Here is a 14,349-nt window from a genome sequence, read left to right as displayed (position 1 = left end):
TTGCGCAGGTGAGTGAAAATCTCGATCGCGTCGATCGTTTGATCATCGACGAGCTTGTCTCCGACGGACGCGCCACTCTGGCGACGTTGGCGGAGAAGGCTTCGCTGTCCGTCTCGGCCGTTCAATCCAGAGTCAGGCGGCTGGAGTCCCGACGCGTGATCCGTGGGTACACGGCGCAGGTCGACCCGGAGGCCCTCGGTCGGCCGCTGTCGGCGTTCGTGGCCATCACTCCGATCGATCCCGCGCAACCGGACGATGCCCCCGCCAGGTTGAAGCATCTGTCGGCCATCGAGTCGTGCCACTCGGTTGCCGGTGAGGAAAGCTACGTCCTGCTGGTACGCGTCGAGTCGCCGAGGGCGCTCGAGCGTCTGCTGCAGGAGATCCGAGCAACCGCCAACGTGCGGACACGCAGCACGATCATTCTGCAGACCTTCTACGACCGCTGACCGCACGCCACACCCGGTCCGACGACATGGGCAGGTCGTACAGTCGGGCACCGACGGCGTCACGGATCGCGTTGGCCAGAGCCGGTGCCACGGGGTTGTACGGAGACTCGCTCATCGACTTGGCACCGAACGGACCCAGACGGTCGTAGGTGTCGGCGAACAGAACCTCGGTGCGGGGAATGTCCGCGAACTGCGGAACGTGATAGCTGCGAATCGAATCGGTGGTGACCAGACCGGCACCGTCGGTACGAATCTCCTCGTACAGTGCGCTCCCGATCGCTTGGGCGACGCCACCCTCGACCTGTCCACGGCACTGCTGCGGGTTCATCACGGTTCCTGCGTCCGCGCTCTGCACCGACTGCAGTATTTTCACGGTACCGGTGTCCTCGTGCACCGCCACCCGGAACGCGTGCACGTTGAACGCGAGCGAACGCGGCAGCCCACCACTGTTGCCCGCGGTCACGAGGGTGCCTCCTGCCATCGTCAGAACGTCGTCGAGGGTGACGAAGCGATCTCCGCAGCGCACCCCCTCCGGTCCGAGTGTGCAGTCCGAATTCCGGTGTCCGGTCGCGGCGGCGGCCAACTCCAGGATCCGAGTCGACATCGCGCGAACCGCCGCGTACAGGGCCTTGCCCGCCACCACGGTGCCCGCCGAACCGAATGCGCCCGTGTCGTACGTGACCGAGTCGGTGTCGGATTGATCGACTCCGATGCGGTCGACGGACGTGCCCAGCTCACTCGCCGCGATCTGAGTGTGGACGGTGGTGGTGCCGTTGCCGAATTCTGCAGTCCCGACCCGTATCTCGTACCGACCCTCGGGCAGCAATGCCACCGAGGTCTCGGCGCGGTGACCGCGCGGCGGAATGGTCGCGATCATGGCCACCGCCATCCCTTCGCCGATCTTCCATCCCGCCGGTGCGTGCTCGCCGTTGCCGCGTCGCAGAGCGGCTTCGGCCAGATCGATGCACTGGTCGAGGCCGTAGCTGCCGAACTGCAGATCGTCCGCCTCGTGGTGTGCGGCGACGATGTCGTCGCCGGGGACGATCACGTTGCGCCTGCGGAACTCGAACGGATCGATGTCGATCTCTCGGGCGAGATCGTCCATCGCCGATTCGATCGCGAACATCACCTGCCCCAATCCGTAACCGCGGAAGGCTCCGGACGGAATGTTGTTGGTGTACACGGTTTTTGCGTCGACCCGCTTGTTGGCGCACCGGTAGATCGCCACCGACTCGCCGCAGCCGTGGAACATCACTCCGGCACTGTGGTTCCCGTAGGCACCGGCGTCGGTGAGGACGTCGATCGCCAGGGCCGTCAGGATACCGTCGGCGCTCGCGGCGGCGGTGACGTCGACACGGAACGGATGACGACACGGCGACACGGTGAACTCGTCCGTGCGCGTGAACTCGAACTGCACCGGTCTACCGGTACGCAGTACCGCCAGCGCCACCACGTCCTCGGTGAGCAACTCCTGCTTGCCGCCGAATCCGCCGCCGACGCGCGCGGTGAACACGCGGACGCGATCGCGTGCCAAGCCGAAGATCTCGCAGATCTCGTCTCGCACCAGAAACGGAACCTGAGTGCTGGTGCGCAGATTCAGCTTTCCGGTCTCGTCCAACCAGCCGATGGTGCCGTGGGTTTCCAAGTGCACGTGCTGAATCCGCTGAGTGGTCCAGCGGCCGGTGACCACCGCAGCTGCGTCGCGAACGCCCGCGTCGACGTCCCCGGTACTGCCGTGCAGCTCGGCCACCAGATTGCGCGACGGATCCGCGATCCGAGCCGTCGCGTCCTTGTCGCCGTGGATCTTCGGCGCATCGTGGGCGAGCGCGGACTCCGGATCGAACACTGCGGGCAGCACGTCGTACTCGACGACGAGAGCGCGGCACCCTTCCTCGGCTGCCGCGACCGATTCTGCTACCACGATCGCCACTCGCTGGCCGATGAAGCGCACGACGGTATCGAGAACGTGGGTGTCGTCCGGATCGTCGACGCGGCGGTCGTGTCGGGCCGTCGAGAACGCGGTTCTCGGACTGTCTTTCGCAGTCAGGATCAACTCGACGCCCGGCACCTGCTCGGCCGCGCTGGTATCGATGGACACGATCCGGGCATGTGCATGTGGACTTCCGAGAACACTGGCGTGCAGCAATCCGGGAGGGGTGTGGTCGAGTGTGTACGGCTCGGTTCCGGTGACGATGCGGGTACTTGCCGGTGCCGCGAGGGACCGTCCACACGCCGGACCGTCGACGGACTTCTCGGTGTTGACCACTCCGCAGACCGCGTCGGACACGGCGCGATACCCGGTGCAGCGACACAGGTTTCCCTTCAGCCGTTCGGGAAGCTCGTCCAGATCGCCCTCGGTCAGCGTCGAGGCCGTGACGATCATTCCCGCAGTGCAGAACCCACATTGGAATCCGGCGGCTTCGACGAACCGGCTCTGCATCGGATGGAGATCGTCCGGTGTACCGAGCCCCGCAACGGTGGTGACGGACCGGTTCGCTGCACGGAACGCGGGGAAGATGCACGAATGCACCGGTTCACCGTCGACGAGAACCGAACATGCGCCGCAGTCGCCCGCGTCGCACCCCTTCTTCACCTCGAAGTGGTCGTGTTCACGGAGCATGGTGCGCAGACACTGACCTGGCCGTGGAGTGACATCGGTCGGCACACCGTTGATGTCTACGATCATGACAACTCCTCGCGAATCTGCTGCGCTGCAGTGCAACTGATGTGACGCCGCCAGTCCGGAGCCCCGTGGGGGTCGTCGTACCAGTGCTGGGGACCGATGGTGGCGGCGAGCGCGTCGTCGAGCTCGCCCGCCGTCGGCAGGGCCGGGAAGCGCAGAACGAACGGACGGACGGTCGACGCGCTGACGGTCAGAACGAACTCGCCGCCCTCGTCGACCCGCCCGATCACCACGGCCGCCGATCGGCCGAGCGGTGACAGCGCGAGCTTGCGCATCGCCGTTCGCGACTGGAGAGCGTGCAGTGGAACATCGATACTGCGCAGCACGTCTCCCGGTCGGAGGGCATTGGCGTGCGGGCCCGTGACCAGGTCTGCGATCGCGATGCGATAGTCGTGATCGGGGCCATCGCCCGACCACACCTGCCCGACGCCGTCGAGGGCTGCGGTCAACGAGATCATCGCTCCGGCAGGAAGAGCCAGCGCGATGTTGCCGCCGACGGTGGCGGTCTTCCAGATCTTGAACGAGGCCAACAATGCTGCTGCGCAGCGGGGAAACAGCGCGGTGGCCGGCCACGGAGAGGTGTAGCGTGCCAGCGTCTCGATGGTGCACGTCGCGGCGATCGAGAGCCCGGTCTCGGTGACTGTCAACGGCTCCCAGCCCAAGGCGGTGATGTCGACGAGGGTGACCAGATGGTCCTGCTTCTCCGAGAACAGCCAGGTACCTCCCGCGAGGACCGCAGTGTCCACACGTCCTGGCGGAAGGTCCGCGCGGGAGCCGGGAAGCACGATGTCGTCGACAGTACCGAGATCCATGGTCGTCGTTCACCCCTCGTCCTCGCCGGCGGATCCTCCACGCCGGCAGATCCACCAGCCGATGTGTTCTCTCGAACTGTAGTGAGTATCTGTTACCGATCTTCGGTCGTTCGGCGATACGCCCGAAACCCGGTGGAAACAACCCACACATACTGTTTCTTCCTACGCGCTCGGCTGTTTCGGGCACGCTCAGCGAGGGCCGGGGGAGGAACCGCAGTGCAGGTCAAGGACTTGCTGGACGCCGCGCAGCTCGGCATTCGATTGCTCACCTCCGATACCGACGCACTGGGTCGGACGTTGCGATGGACGTACACGACGGATCTGCCCGACCCGTCGCGCTACATCGCGGGTGGTGAGCTGGTCATCACCGGTCTCGTATGGCATCGAACGCGCGCGGACAGTGAGATGTTCGTCCGGGCCGTCACCGAATCGGGAGCGTCGGCACTGGCCGCCGGTGAAGGGCTTCTCGGCCACGTCCCACCCGATCTGATCGAGGCCTGCGAGCGGCACGGTCTACCGCTGCTCGCAATACCCGAGGCCGTGTCGTTCGGGGAGGTGACCGAGTTCCTCGTCGGCCGTGTCACCGGAGACCGCATAGCCATGCTGAACACCTCGCTCGTCCGGCAACGTCAGCTGCTCACGGCGATCGCGGACGGCAGGGCGCTCGACGAGCTGGCGCTGTACACCTCCAGGGAGACCGGGATGGCGTGTCTGATCTTCACCGCGACCGGACGTCGGCTGGTCGCCGAGGTCTCGGCGTTCACCGATGCCGACGTGGACACGCTGACGCACGCCGCGCTGTCCTCCGAAAGGCTCCCCACGACAACCACTCTCGGTGACGGCGATGTGTACAGCATCTTCGGCATCGGACCGTCGCTCGTGCAGCGGACCACGCGATGGTTCCTCGCAGTGGCCGGAGACATGGCGACGTTCCCACCCGCCATCTCCGACGCGTTCGGTCAGCTCGCGGCGATCGCCGCGCTCGATCGTGCTCGACGCGAGGAGGGGCGGCTGGTCCGTCGTGAAATCGCCGACCAGGCAGTGGCGTTGATCGAAACCGACAGCACCAGACCCGAAGCCATGACGCGGCTGCGCCAGGCAGGAGTCGACCCGGACCGCTCGCTGGTCGTCGTCAGGGTCGTCCACAGCGGACGGATCGACCTGCGCGAGATGCTGCGTACGGTTCTCAGTGACACCCTGACCTCCTTCGGCGGCGGGTGCGTCGGATGCAGCACGCACGGCGACATCGTCGCCGTCGTGAACACCGACGATCCGAGCTTCACGCACACACTGCGAACCCGGTTGAGCCGCTTGGGCTCCGGCATCGGACACAGCCGTCTGCTGGTGGGCGTCAGTTCCGAAGCGACCGGGATCACCATCGACGGCGCGCTGCGATCGGCCCGCCACGCACTGGAAATGAGCAGGCAAGGGTCGAGCCCGGTGACCATCACCGCGGGTGCGCAGCCGACATCGGCGGTGACGATGCTCTCGGCTCTGCCCGACGACGTGCGTCGGTCGTTCGTCGAACACGTTCTGGCGCCGCTGCTTGACTACGACAGGCGAACCGATGCCGGTCTGACCGATACCCTCCGCGAGTTCCTGGCCTCCGGCGGATCGTGGAACCGAACGGCCGAATCGTTGCACGTACACCTGAACACCGTGCGGTACCGAATCAAGCGAGTCGAGGAGTTGCTGGGCCGCGATATGAGTTCCACCTCGGATCGGCTCGATGTCTATCTCGCGCTTCAATCCATCCCTCGTTCGTCGGCTACCGGGGCCGCATAGGATCGAACGATGACTGGCTTCACCGGAATACCCTTCGCGGCTCTGGACTTCTACGAGGACCTCGAAGCCGACAACAGCAAGCTCTGGTGGAACGAGCACAAGGATGTCTACGACAACGCGGTCAAGGGGCCGATGACGGCGTTGCTCGCGACACTCGAATCGGAGTTCGGTACCGCCAAGGTCTTCCGCCCCTACCGCGACGTTCGCTTCTCCAAGGACAAGACCCCGTACAAGACCCACCAGGGCGGCTTCGTCGCTCGCGGTGACAGTCTCGGCTTCTACGTGCAGATAGATCCCGCCGGATTGTTCGTTGCAGGCGGCTTCTACGACTCCTCGTCCGAGGGCGTTGCCCGCTACCGCCGCACCGTCGACGACGACGTCCGCGGAGCCGAACTCGAGCGGATACTGGCGACGCTGACCAAGGCCGGCTACGAGATCGGCGGCGACAAGCTCAAGACCAAGCCGCGGGGATACGAGCTCGACCACCCGCGCATCGACCTCTTGCGCCACAAGTCACTCACCGCGGGCAAGCATTTCGGCTCACCCGCGTGGCTCGAGACACCCAAGGCCGCGACGAAGGTGCGCGATGCCTGGCGAGCTCTCACCCCGTTGGTGGAATGGACCGCGGCGCTGCACACATGAGCGCGGCACCCTATCCGACGACAGAGTATGTCCGCCAGGCACTTCCGGCGTCCGGGGCATCCTCGCGTTCGACGGTTGCCTGAATCAGACCGTACGGCCGATCGTCCGCGTTGAACACCTCGAGATTGTTCTCGATGCCGAACTTGCCCAGGTCGTAGACGAAGTGATGCTTGTTCGGTGCGGACATGGTGATCTCGGCGATGAACGGATACTTCTCCAGCACCGCCTCGCCCATGGCGTAGAGGGTCTGCTGGAGGGCCAGTGACTGCAAATTGGCGAACCGTTCGATCATCGCCGCCTTCACGCCCGCGTAGACGGCATCCCACTCGACGTCGGTGGTGGTGTATCGCCACTGCGCTGTCAACGATGTCGCCATCACCCGGTCGGTCGTGGGCTCGAGAATCGTCAGGTCGTCCTCGAGAAATCCGTGGAACTCCGAACCCGTGGACTTGAGGATCACCATCTCCTTGAAGCCGCTGATCACCCACGTCTGCTGCGCGTCACCCTTGCCCTCGACGGTCACCGCCGACGTACGGATCTCCTCGCCCTTGCGGGTCCACGTGTGATCGTGCTCGACGCCGTCGATCACCGCGCGGGCCCACGCGTACTCCTCGAGTTCGATGCGCGCACCCTCCACCGGCTCCACATCGTCGACGAAGTGGCGGGCCAGATCGAGGCCGTAACTCTCCAGGTGGAGCAATCCCTTGGTCTTCGCGTACGCGTACGCGGTCTGCTTCTGAGTATCGGTGGGAAGGACATTGGACTGATCGCCCACCAGGTGAGCTGGGGAGAAGTCACCACGCAGAGCGCTCGAGACGTTGATGTCGTGGATCTCGTGCCGAGGCGAGTCCCGATAGATCCGCACCACGCGGTTCTCGGCCTTGCCGTACTGATTGGATCCGAGGACGATCTTGCCGGTCAGGTCGGTCATGTCAGCTCCCGCGATAGGTCGAATAAGCGAAGGGGGACAACAGCAATGGGACGTGGTAGTGGGCGTCGGGATCGGTGACGGTGAACGAGATGGACACCTCGGGATAGAAGCTCGGTGTTCTCGTCGCCTCGAAGTAGTCGCCGGTGTCGAACGACAGGCGGTACACGCCCGGATCGATCGGACCGGGCACGACCTCGCCGATGCGGCCGTCGCCATCGGTGGTGGCCGTGGAGATCTCGCCTTCCTCGGGATGGAACAACCGCACCCTCATCCCTACCGCAGGTGTCCCCGACGTCGCGTCGAGGACGTGCGTCGACAATCCCGTCACTGCTCGGGGCCCAGCATGCGGCCGAGGCGAATTCGATTGATCTTGGCCAGTTCCACGCGCAGCACCCGTCTTTCGGTTTCGGCATCGTTGTCGAGCCTCTCCTCGAGGATAGCGAGCAGTTCCTCCGCGGATCTGCCGGTGGCGCACACCAGGTAGACGTGACCGAACTTCTCCTCGTAGGAACGATTTCCCGCCGCCAACTTGTCGAGCACCTCGGTGCCCGCGCTCGTCACCGCGGCCTGCTCACGTTTCGACGACGGGTTGTCGGCCTTGCCTCCGATCCGAGGATGACCGTCGAGCGCATGGTCGATCTCCGCCTCGGGTAGTTCGGCCAACACCCGATCTGCTCTGTCCAACAGCATGTCTCGGCTGTCGAAGGGGCGACCGTGGGCGACTCGACGGGCCCAGATCGACGACGCGCAGCACTCGTAGAGCGCATGCATCGCCTGCCTGTCACTGAGCCGATTGAACCCGTCGAGCCCTATCCATTCGTGTAGCAACTCGCGCTCTCTATCTGAAATCGTTGATGCGACCGAACCGCGCGGCCGCGATCGGGTTGGCATCGGCCACGAGATCGTCGAACCGGTAGTTGGCGATCTTGGCAATCTCGATCATCGCGAACGACCGCTCGGCCGACGGTGCGTTCTCGACGCGAGACCAGCCGTTGGCCAGGACTCGATCGTAGCGTTCGGTCTCCCGCGCGCAGATCACCAGCGGGAAGCCGAAGTGTTCCCTGTACTCGGCGGCGAGTTGGACGATGTTGTTGTGTTCGTCCTCCTCGAGGTTGGACAGGCCGACGTGATCGGCCGCGTTGAGGGTGCCGGTGGCGTCCTCGCTGCCGAGATCGGGGTAGCTGTTGATCAGCTCGATCTGTTCCTCGGTGGTGCCGGCCAACAGTGCCTCCTGGAAGGCCTCGCGCAGACCGTGCGCATCGGCGAAAGGGCGCTGCTGGTAGGCGCGTTCGACCACCCACGGAGTGCCCTGCACCAGGCCGCCGAACGTGGCGGCGAAGTCCTCGGCGGACATCTCGTTGACCTTGTCGAGGGTGATGCCTTTACCCGGACCGCCTGCAACCGCCTGGCCGCGGTTGCCGATGTGGAAGAACAACACGTTGAGCACGATCGCGGACACCGCGCCGAGAACGATGCCGCTGCCGAACAACATCTCGAGCCAATCCGGCACGCCCTCGGAGACCGACGGTTGAATGGTCACCAGCATCGCCAGTCCGAGACTGGTGGCCACGATGATCAGGTTGCGATGATCGGTGAAGTCCACCTTCGACAGCGTCTGGATTCCGACCACGGCGACGGTCGCGAACAGCGCCAGCGCGGCACCACCGAGTACCGGTGGCGGGATGGACGCGACGACCGCCGCGGTCTTGGGCAGCAGGCCGAGCAGGATCATGATGCCGCCGGCCGCGGCGACGACCCACCGGCTGCGCACACCGGTCAGGCGCACCAGGCCCACATTCTCCGAGAACGCCGTATACGGGAACGAGTTGAACGTACCGCCGATGACGGTGGCCACTCCGTCCGCCCGCAGAGTCGCTGCGATGTCGTCCTTCTTGATGCGCTTGCCGACGATCTCACCCGTCGCATACACACTGCCGGTGGTTTCGACGGCGATGATGAGCATGACCACGATCATCGAAATGATCGCGATGACACTGAATTTGGGTACTCCGAACAGGAAGGGTTGGGTGAAGCCGACCCACGATGCATCCGAGGTGCCGTCGAAGTTCATGTCTCCCAGCACGAATGCCACGGCGCTTCCGATCACGAGGCCGAGCAGCACGGCGATGGTGGCCATGAAGCCCTTGAAGAAACGTTGGATCAGCACGATGATCAGCAGCGTGCCGATCGCGTACGCCATCCACCGGCCGTTCGTCGGATCCTGCTCGTGCGTAGCGGGATTGGTCACCGCATCGTTGACGGCCACCGGGAGCAGCGCGACACCGATGATCGTGATGACGGTACCGGTCACCACCGGCGGGAAGAACCGCAGCAGCTTGCTGAAGTACGGAGCCATGAAGAAGGTGACGAGTCCGGCGACGATGACGGCGCCGTAGACGTACAGCAACCCCTCGGTGCCGCCGCCGTTCGCCATCGCGATCGCGATCACCGGAGAGACACCGGCGAACGTCACACCCTGCAGCAGCGGGAGTCGAACGCCGACCTTCCAGAATCCGACCGATTGAATGATCGACGCGATGCCGCAGGTGAACAGATCCGCATTGATCAGGTGGATCAACTGTTCGTTGGTCAGTCCGATCGCGCTGCCGATGATGATCGGTACCAGGACAGCGCCTGCGTAGAACGCGACGACATGTTGGAACCCGTAGGCGGCAAGTTTCGGAACGGGAAGCACTTCGTCGACAGGATGGACACGTTTGCGTGTGGTGGGCTTGACGGACATGGGTGGGCACCTCGCGGAAGCAACAGGGCAGGATTCCTGCGACGCTGCAGGAGAAGTGCACTAAGAATCAGCCATCACGCCTATCCTCGCTAGTCGAGCGCGCACAAACTTCGGGGCGTACTCGACGTGGACGTTGTGCGAACATCCAAGACTCCACCGAACGGAGAAGGGAGCGATCGTGTCGGACCTGGCCGTCGGAGTGCTACTGGCCGCCGGTGCCGGAACGCGATACGGATCGCCCAAGGTTCTCGCCCACGACGGGCTGTGGTTGCGGACGGCGGTGCAGGCGCTGCGCGACGGTGGCTGTGATCGCGTGGTCGTGGTTCTCGGCGCAGCAGATGCGCCCATGCCCGACGGCGTGATCGCGGTGCACACGCCCCAGTGGAACCAGGGCATGAGCGCCTCCTTCACCGCCGGTTTGGCGGCGACGGCGGACGCGGAGTACGCGGTTGTGCACGTGGTCGACACCCCGGACGTCGGATCCGAGGTGGTTCGGGCAGTACTCGGTGCAGCGCGGGAAACCGGTCTCGCCAGGGCCGTGTTCGACGGCCGTCCCGGCCATCCTGTCGTTCTGGCGCGTCGACACGTGGACGCAGCCGTGGCATCGGCATCGGGAGACTCAGGTGCCCGAGACTTCCTGAGGGGAAGAGACGACGTCGTTGCCGTCGAATGTTCGCACTGGGCAACGGGAATCGATCACGACTATCGGTGAGCGCCCGGTCGGAGGATTCGAGCGGCAACGGCGTCGATCATGCCGTCGAACTGATGACCACCGGTCGGGAACTCGACCACCGTCGCCGACGGGAGAGCCTTCGAGTTCAGCGCCAGGTGAGAAATGGGAACCACGTCGTCGTCCCGGCAGTGGAGGAGTGTCAGGCCGGTCTCGGGCTCCTGGGTGGTGAACGCGTAGTCGGCGACGTCCCACCCACGCGGCGTCCAGTCCGGCATTGCCAACAGAGTGGCTCGCAGGGGTAGCTCCCGGCGATGTTCTGCCAAGACCCTGACGAGGATCGATGCGCCGAAAGAATGCGCAATCACCGCATCGTCGGGTCCGAGCCGGTCCAGGTGCTGCCGAACCGGTTCGGCCCAGTCCTCGAAACCCATCGCGGTGTCGGGCAGCTCCGGCATCCGAGGGTCGAGGCGCAGAGCCTGCGCAAGCCCGTTGGCCAGCGGTGCGTCGTCGACGAATCCGCCGGCACCGTGAACGAACAGAAGTCGGCCGACCATGCTGTGGTCCTTTCCTCGGCAATGCTGTCATCGGAGATGACCGAACTGCGGCCGTGAATTCACCGGTTGACTCGGATTCGGGGTCCGTGCGAGCATCGGCGGCAGCGTCGCGTGTCGATGACGGACTGCGTCAGGCATGGAGGCGTCGTACTGCCCAGGAGGCAGCGCATGTCCATTTCGTTCGATCACACCATCATCGTGGCGAAGAACAGTTCCGACTCTGCGGCGTTCTTTCGCACGCTGTTCGCTCTGCCGGAGGCACCGTCGTGGGGGCCGTTCGTCAACGTGCAACTCACCGACGGCACGCTCGTTCAATTCGCCGAGCCTCCCTTCGACGATATTCAGTTCCAGCACTACGCCTTTCGAGTCAGCGACGATCTGTTCGATGCGGCTTACGCCAGGCTTGTCGACCAGGGCATCGAGCACTGGGCCGATCCTCGGATGACCGAACCCGGCACCGTCAACACCGGGCACGGTGGCCGCGGAGTGTACTTCCGCGACCCGACCGGTCACTTCTTCGAGATGCTGACGCACTCGTACCTGCCGACGCCGGGTGAGCCGGTACCGTAGCCACCGTGGCCGAGCACCAGCATGTCTCGATGACGAGATCTGCCTACGACACCGTCGCCGAGAGCTACGCCGACCTCGTCCGCGACGAGCTCGACGGCCGACATCTCGAGCACGGATTGTTGACGACATTCGCGGCCCGGGTACCGAGCGGGTCCGTTCTGGAGGTGGGCTGCGGATCCGGCCGCATCACCGCGGAGCTGCACCGCCTCGGCCTCGACGTAGCGGGAATGGATCTGTCGCCCAACATGATCGAGGTCGCTCGGCGCGAACATCCGCACCTGCGATTCGGTGTCGGATCCATGGAGGCATTGGACGCGGGGGACAGCTCCGTCGCCGGGATCGTTGCCTGGTACTCGATCATCCACACCCCTCCGGCGCACCTGCCTGCCGTGTTCGCCGAACTGCATCGAGTGCTCATGCCCAACGGTCCACTGCTCTTGGCATTTCAGTCCGGCGACCAGCGAGTGCGGCTCGAACACGTCTACGGGCACTCGGTCTCCTTCGACGCCTATCGACTCGACCCCGACGCAGTCGCGGGCATGCTCGTCGACGCGGACTTCGAGGTGGACGTGCGCGTGCATCGAGCCCCGATGGGGCACGAACCCACGCCTCAGGCGTATCTGTTGGCCCGCACACGAGCGACGCGGTCGTGATTTTCGGACCGGATGCTGCGCTGCCACATCGCCCTGCGCGAATCGTCGTCGCGGGAACATCCGGTTCCGGCAAGACCACGCTGGCCGCGCGCCTCGGGTGCCTGCTCGGTATCGAACACATCGAGATCGACAGCCTGTTCCACGGACCGAACTGGACACCGCGTCCGACCTTCGAGCACGACGTCAACGAGTTCGTTGCACGTTCTTCGTGGGTCACCGAATGGCAGTACAGCATTGTTCGAGACCGTCTCGCCGACCGAGCCGAGCTGTTCCTGTGGCTCGACCTACTCCGTCGAACAGTCATGCGGCAGGTGACAATTCGGACGCTACGCCGCAGGTTCGGTAGGCGTGAGCTGTGGAACGGGAACATCGAGCCGCCACTGCACCGCATCTTCCTCGACCGTGAACACATCATTCGATGGGCGTGGAACACCGATCGGTCGACCACCGAGCGGGTGCGGCAACTGAGTGTGCGCCGCCCTGAGCTGACGATTGTCCGCTTCCGGTCGCATCGGGACGTGGACGCGTGGATTGCGCGCCAACTCATTCCTCTCGCGCGTCACTGAGCGGCAGGTGCGGTCAGCAGCCCAATTGTGTTGCCAGAGACTCGATCGAGTCGACGCTGTGGGTCCAGTCCGACTCCGCGGCGAGGTCGGCGGTCTGGCTCGGCCCGTGTTCGAGTGGACGGGCGACGAAGGCCGTAGCGAACCCGCAGTCGGCTGCTGCCATGAGATCACTGTTGTGGGCAGCGACCATCATGCATTCGCTCGGCTCCAGGCCCAGAATGTCCGCGGTGCGGAGATACGCGTCGGGCATGGGCTTGTACGCCTGGACCGGTTCTGCACCGAGGATCGCGTCCCACGGCAGTCCAGCGTTCTTGGCCATGTCGAGAAGCAACGAGATATTGCCGTTGGAGAGCGGGGCGATGATGAAATCGGTCCGCAGTCTCGTGAGACCGGGCACCGAGTCCGGCCACGGATCCAATCGGTGCCACACGTTGTTCAAGGATGCGACGTCGGCGTCGTCGAGCTGAACGTCGAACTCCGACAGTACGACTCGAAGAGACTCGAGATGAAGTACGTCGAGCCGGGTGAACGGTCGACTACCCGACCTGACCTGTTCCATCGCCGGTTGATACAGGCTGCGCCAGCGGTCGGCGAATGCATGACTGTCCACGTCGGAACCACACAGAGATTCGACCTCACGGGCCACACTGGTGCGCCAATCGACCACCGTGCCGAACACATCGAACAGAAGCGCCTTCAACGATCCCTCTTCTTCTTCCTTTTCTCGTTCTTGGAATGGCCACCTGCCGACAGCACCGCACCCGCCAACGGAATGAGAAGGAAGAAGAGCCAGTTCTGATCGAAGTCGGTGAGGAAGAACAATGCCAGGGAACCGAATATCACCACCGGCATCACCACTGCGCGCCAGTCGATACCGGTTCCGGCCGTTGCGGGAACGGGCGACGCCCCGGTCCGAGCAGGTGCCTGGGCCGTACCCGGCGTCGCGGGGAGATCGACGAAGACTGTGTCGAGCTCCCCACGCGTCGTGGCCGAAGCGATAGTGGCACTGCGCTCGTCGAACTCGGGAACCGTGAGGCGACCCTCGCTGAAGTGCAGGCTCAGCGCGTCGAGCGCCTTTTCCCGATCAGCTGTACCGATACGAATTTCCGGAAGCTCGGACATTGCTACAGGGTAACGCTATCCAAGGCCCGGATTCGAGCCAAAATTCGCATCGCTACCGATATGTCGTTATTTGATCTCTGCGAGGACGGTGCCTTGGGTGATGGCGTCGCCTGCGGTGACGGTCAGGCCGGTGATGGTGCCTGCTTTGTGGGCGTTGACGGGGTTTTCC

At 64.6% G+C, this 14,349-nt stretch carries 17 protein-coding genes; 7 read left to right on the top strand and 10 right to left on the bottom strand.

All coding sequences use genetic code 11. The features are described from left to right. Nucleotides 1-8: 8 nt before the first annotated feature. On the top strand, nucleotides 9-446 hold the full coding sequence (locus CH306_RS00145; protein ID WP_032397433.1) for an Lrp/AsnC family transcriptional regulator: 438 nt from the start codon (nucleotides 9-11) through the stop codon (nucleotides 444-446). Here CH306_RS00145 and CH306_RS00140 read toward each other — a convergent pair. Together CH306_RS00140 and CH306_RS00135 are read right to left on the bottom strand one after the other, a co-directional pair. Further along, nucleotides 418-3,132 carry a molybdopterin-dependent oxidoreductase gene (locus CH306_RS00140; RefSeq protein ID WP_094645318.1) on the bottom strand — a complete coding sequence of 905 codons (2,715 nt, stop codon included), beginning with the start codon at nucleotides 3,130-3,132 and terminating at the stop codon, nucleotides 418-420. The two genes, CH306_RS00145 and CH306_RS00140, sit on opposite strands and share 29 nt — an antisense overlap. Further along, nucleotides 3,129-3,941, bottom strand: a complete 813-nt coding sequence (locus CH306_RS00135) for an FAD binding domain-containing protein (RefSeq protein WP_094645316.1) — start codon at nucleotides 3,939-3,941, stop codon at nucleotides 3,129-3,131. The genes CH306_RS00140 and CH306_RS00135 overlap by 4 nt, the downstream gene beginning before the upstream one ends. A gap of 216 nt (nucleotides 3,942-4,157) precedes the next feature. Here CH306_RS00135 and CH306_RS00130 point away from each other — a divergent pair, with 216 nt between their 5' ends. Continuing rightward, the gene (locus CH306_RS00130; RefSeq protein WP_094645314.1) at nucleotides 4,158-5,726 is read left to right on the top strand and encodes a PucR family transcriptional regulator; all 1,569 of its coding nucleotides are present in this window, start codon (nucleotides 4,158-4,160) and stop codon (nucleotides 5,724-5,726) included. Nucleotides 5,727-5,735: 9 nt separating this feature from the next. Beyond that, nucleotides 5,736-6,368 carry a DUF2461 domain-containing protein gene (locus CH306_RS00125; RefSeq protein ID WP_094645312.1) on the top strand — a complete coding sequence of 211 codons (633 nt, stop codon included), beginning with the start codon at nucleotides 5,736-5,738 and terminating at the stop codon, nucleotides 6,366-6,368. 10 nt (nucleotides 6,369-6,378) lie between these two features. On the opposite strand, the gene pucL is transcribed toward CH306_RS00125, so the two are convergent. The 4 genes from pucL to uraD (CH306_RS00105) are packed head-to-tail and all read right to left on the bottom strand — an operon-like array spanning nucleotide 6,379 to nucleotide 10,042. Further along, complete coding sequence (gene pucL / locus CH306_RS00120) at nucleotides 6,379-7,299, bottom strand: factor-independent urate hydroxylase (protein WP_032397428.1); 921 nt, start codon at nucleotides 7,297-7,299, stop codon at nucleotides 6,379-6,381. Between the two features lies 1 nt (nucleotide 7,300). Beyond that, entirely contained in the window at nucleotides 7,301-7,627 is a 327-nt protein-coding gene (gene uraH / locus CH306_RS00115; RefSeq protein ID WP_032397427.1) for a hydroxyisourate hydrolase, read from the bottom strand. After that, nucleotides 7,624-8,127 (bottom strand): 2-oxo-4-hydroxy-4-carboxy-5-ureidoimidazoline decarboxylase, encoded by a 504-nt coding sequence (uraD, locus tag CH306_RS00110; protein WP_032397426.1) that lies wholly within the window; start codon nucleotides 8,125-8,127, stop codon nucleotides 7,624-7,626. The genes uraH and uraD (CH306_RS00110) overlap by 4 nt, the downstream gene beginning before the upstream one ends. A 10-nt stretch (nucleotides 8,128-8,137) precedes the next feature. Beyond that, nucleotides 8,138-10,042, bottom strand: coding sequence for a 2-oxo-4-hydroxy-4-carboxy-5-ureidoimidazoline decarboxylase (uraD, locus tag CH306_RS00105; protein ID WP_045195792.1), 1,905 nt, complete (start codon nucleotides 10,040-10,042; stop codon nucleotides 8,138-8,140). 175 nt (nucleotides 10,043-10,217) lie between these two features. Here uraD (CH306_RS00105) and CH306_RS00100 point away from each other — a divergent pair, with 175 nt between their 5' ends. Continuing rightward, the gene (locus CH306_RS00100; RefSeq protein ID WP_094645452.1) at nucleotides 10,218-10,754 is read left to right on the top strand and encodes a nucleotidyltransferase family protein; all 537 of its coding nucleotides are present in this window, start codon (nucleotides 10,218-10,220) and stop codon (nucleotides 10,752-10,754) included. On the opposite strand, the gene CH306_RS00095 is transcribed toward CH306_RS00100, so the two are convergent. Next, nucleotides 10,745-11,269, bottom strand: coding sequence for an alpha/beta fold hydrolase (locus CH306_RS00095; protein ID WP_094645310.1), 525 nt, complete (start codon nucleotides 11,267-11,269; stop codon nucleotides 10,745-10,747). The two genes, CH306_RS00100 and CH306_RS00095, sit on opposite strands and share 10 nt — an antisense overlap. A gap of 168 nt (nucleotides 11,270-11,437) precedes the next feature. Here CH306_RS00095 and CH306_RS00090 point away from each other — a divergent pair, with 168 nt between their 5' ends. Genes CH306_RS00090 through CH306_RS00080 form a run of 3 tightly spaced genes read left to right on the top strand, consistent with a single transcriptional unit; the run spans nucleotide 11,438 to nucleotide 13,058 of the window. Beyond that, nucleotides 11,438-11,839, top strand: coding sequence for a VOC family protein (locus tag CH306_RS00090; protein WP_094645308.1), 402 nt, complete (start codon nucleotides 11,438-11,440; stop codon nucleotides 11,837-11,839). Nucleotides 11,840-11,868: 29 nt separating this feature from the next. Then, nucleotides 11,869-12,492 carry a class I SAM-dependent DNA methyltransferase gene (locus CH306_RS00085; RefSeq protein ID WP_094645451.1) on the top strand — a complete coding sequence of 208 codons (624 nt, stop codon included), beginning with the start codon at nucleotides 11,869-11,871 and terminating at the stop codon, nucleotides 12,490-12,492. Continuing rightward, nucleotides 12,492-13,058, top strand: coding sequence for an AAA family ATPase (locus tag CH306_RS00080; protein WP_094645450.1), 567 nt, complete (start codon nucleotides 12,492-12,494; stop codon nucleotides 13,056-13,058). The genes CH306_RS00085 and CH306_RS00080 overlap by 1 nt, the downstream gene beginning before the upstream one ends. A gap of 13 nt (nucleotides 13,059-13,071) precedes the next feature. Here CH306_RS00080 and CH306_RS00075 read toward each other — a convergent pair whose 3' ends face one another. The 3 genes from CH306_RS00075 to CH306_RS28735 form a co-directional block, all read right to left on the bottom strand. Continuing rightward, complete coding sequence (locus CH306_RS00075; RefSeq protein WP_094645306.1) at nucleotides 13,072-13,758, bottom strand: haloacid dehalogenase type II; 687 nt, start codon at nucleotides 13,756-13,758, stop codon at nucleotides 13,072-13,074. Continuing rightward, entirely contained in the window at nucleotides 13,755-14,180 is a 426-nt protein-coding gene (locus tag CH306_RS00070; protein ID WP_094645304.1) for a DUF1707 SHOCT-like domain-containing protein, read from the bottom strand. The genes CH306_RS00075 and CH306_RS00070 overlap by 4 nt, the downstream gene beginning before the upstream one ends. A 66-nt stretch (nucleotides 14,181-14,246) precedes the next feature. Next, nucleotides 14,247-14,349, bottom strand: a 103-nt coding sequence (locus CH306_RS28735) for a biotin/lipoyl-containing protein (RefSeq protein WP_141215328.1), incomplete at its 5' end; no start/stop codon positions are given.

The sequence above is a fragment of the Rhodococcus sp. 15-725-2-2b genome, assembly GCF_002259075.1.
In the GTDB taxonomy this organism is placed as follows: Bacteria; Actinomycetota; Actinomycetes; order Mycobacteriales; family Mycobacteriaceae; genus Rhodococcoides.
This window is presented reverse-complemented; position numbering and strand designations above follow the sequence as displayed.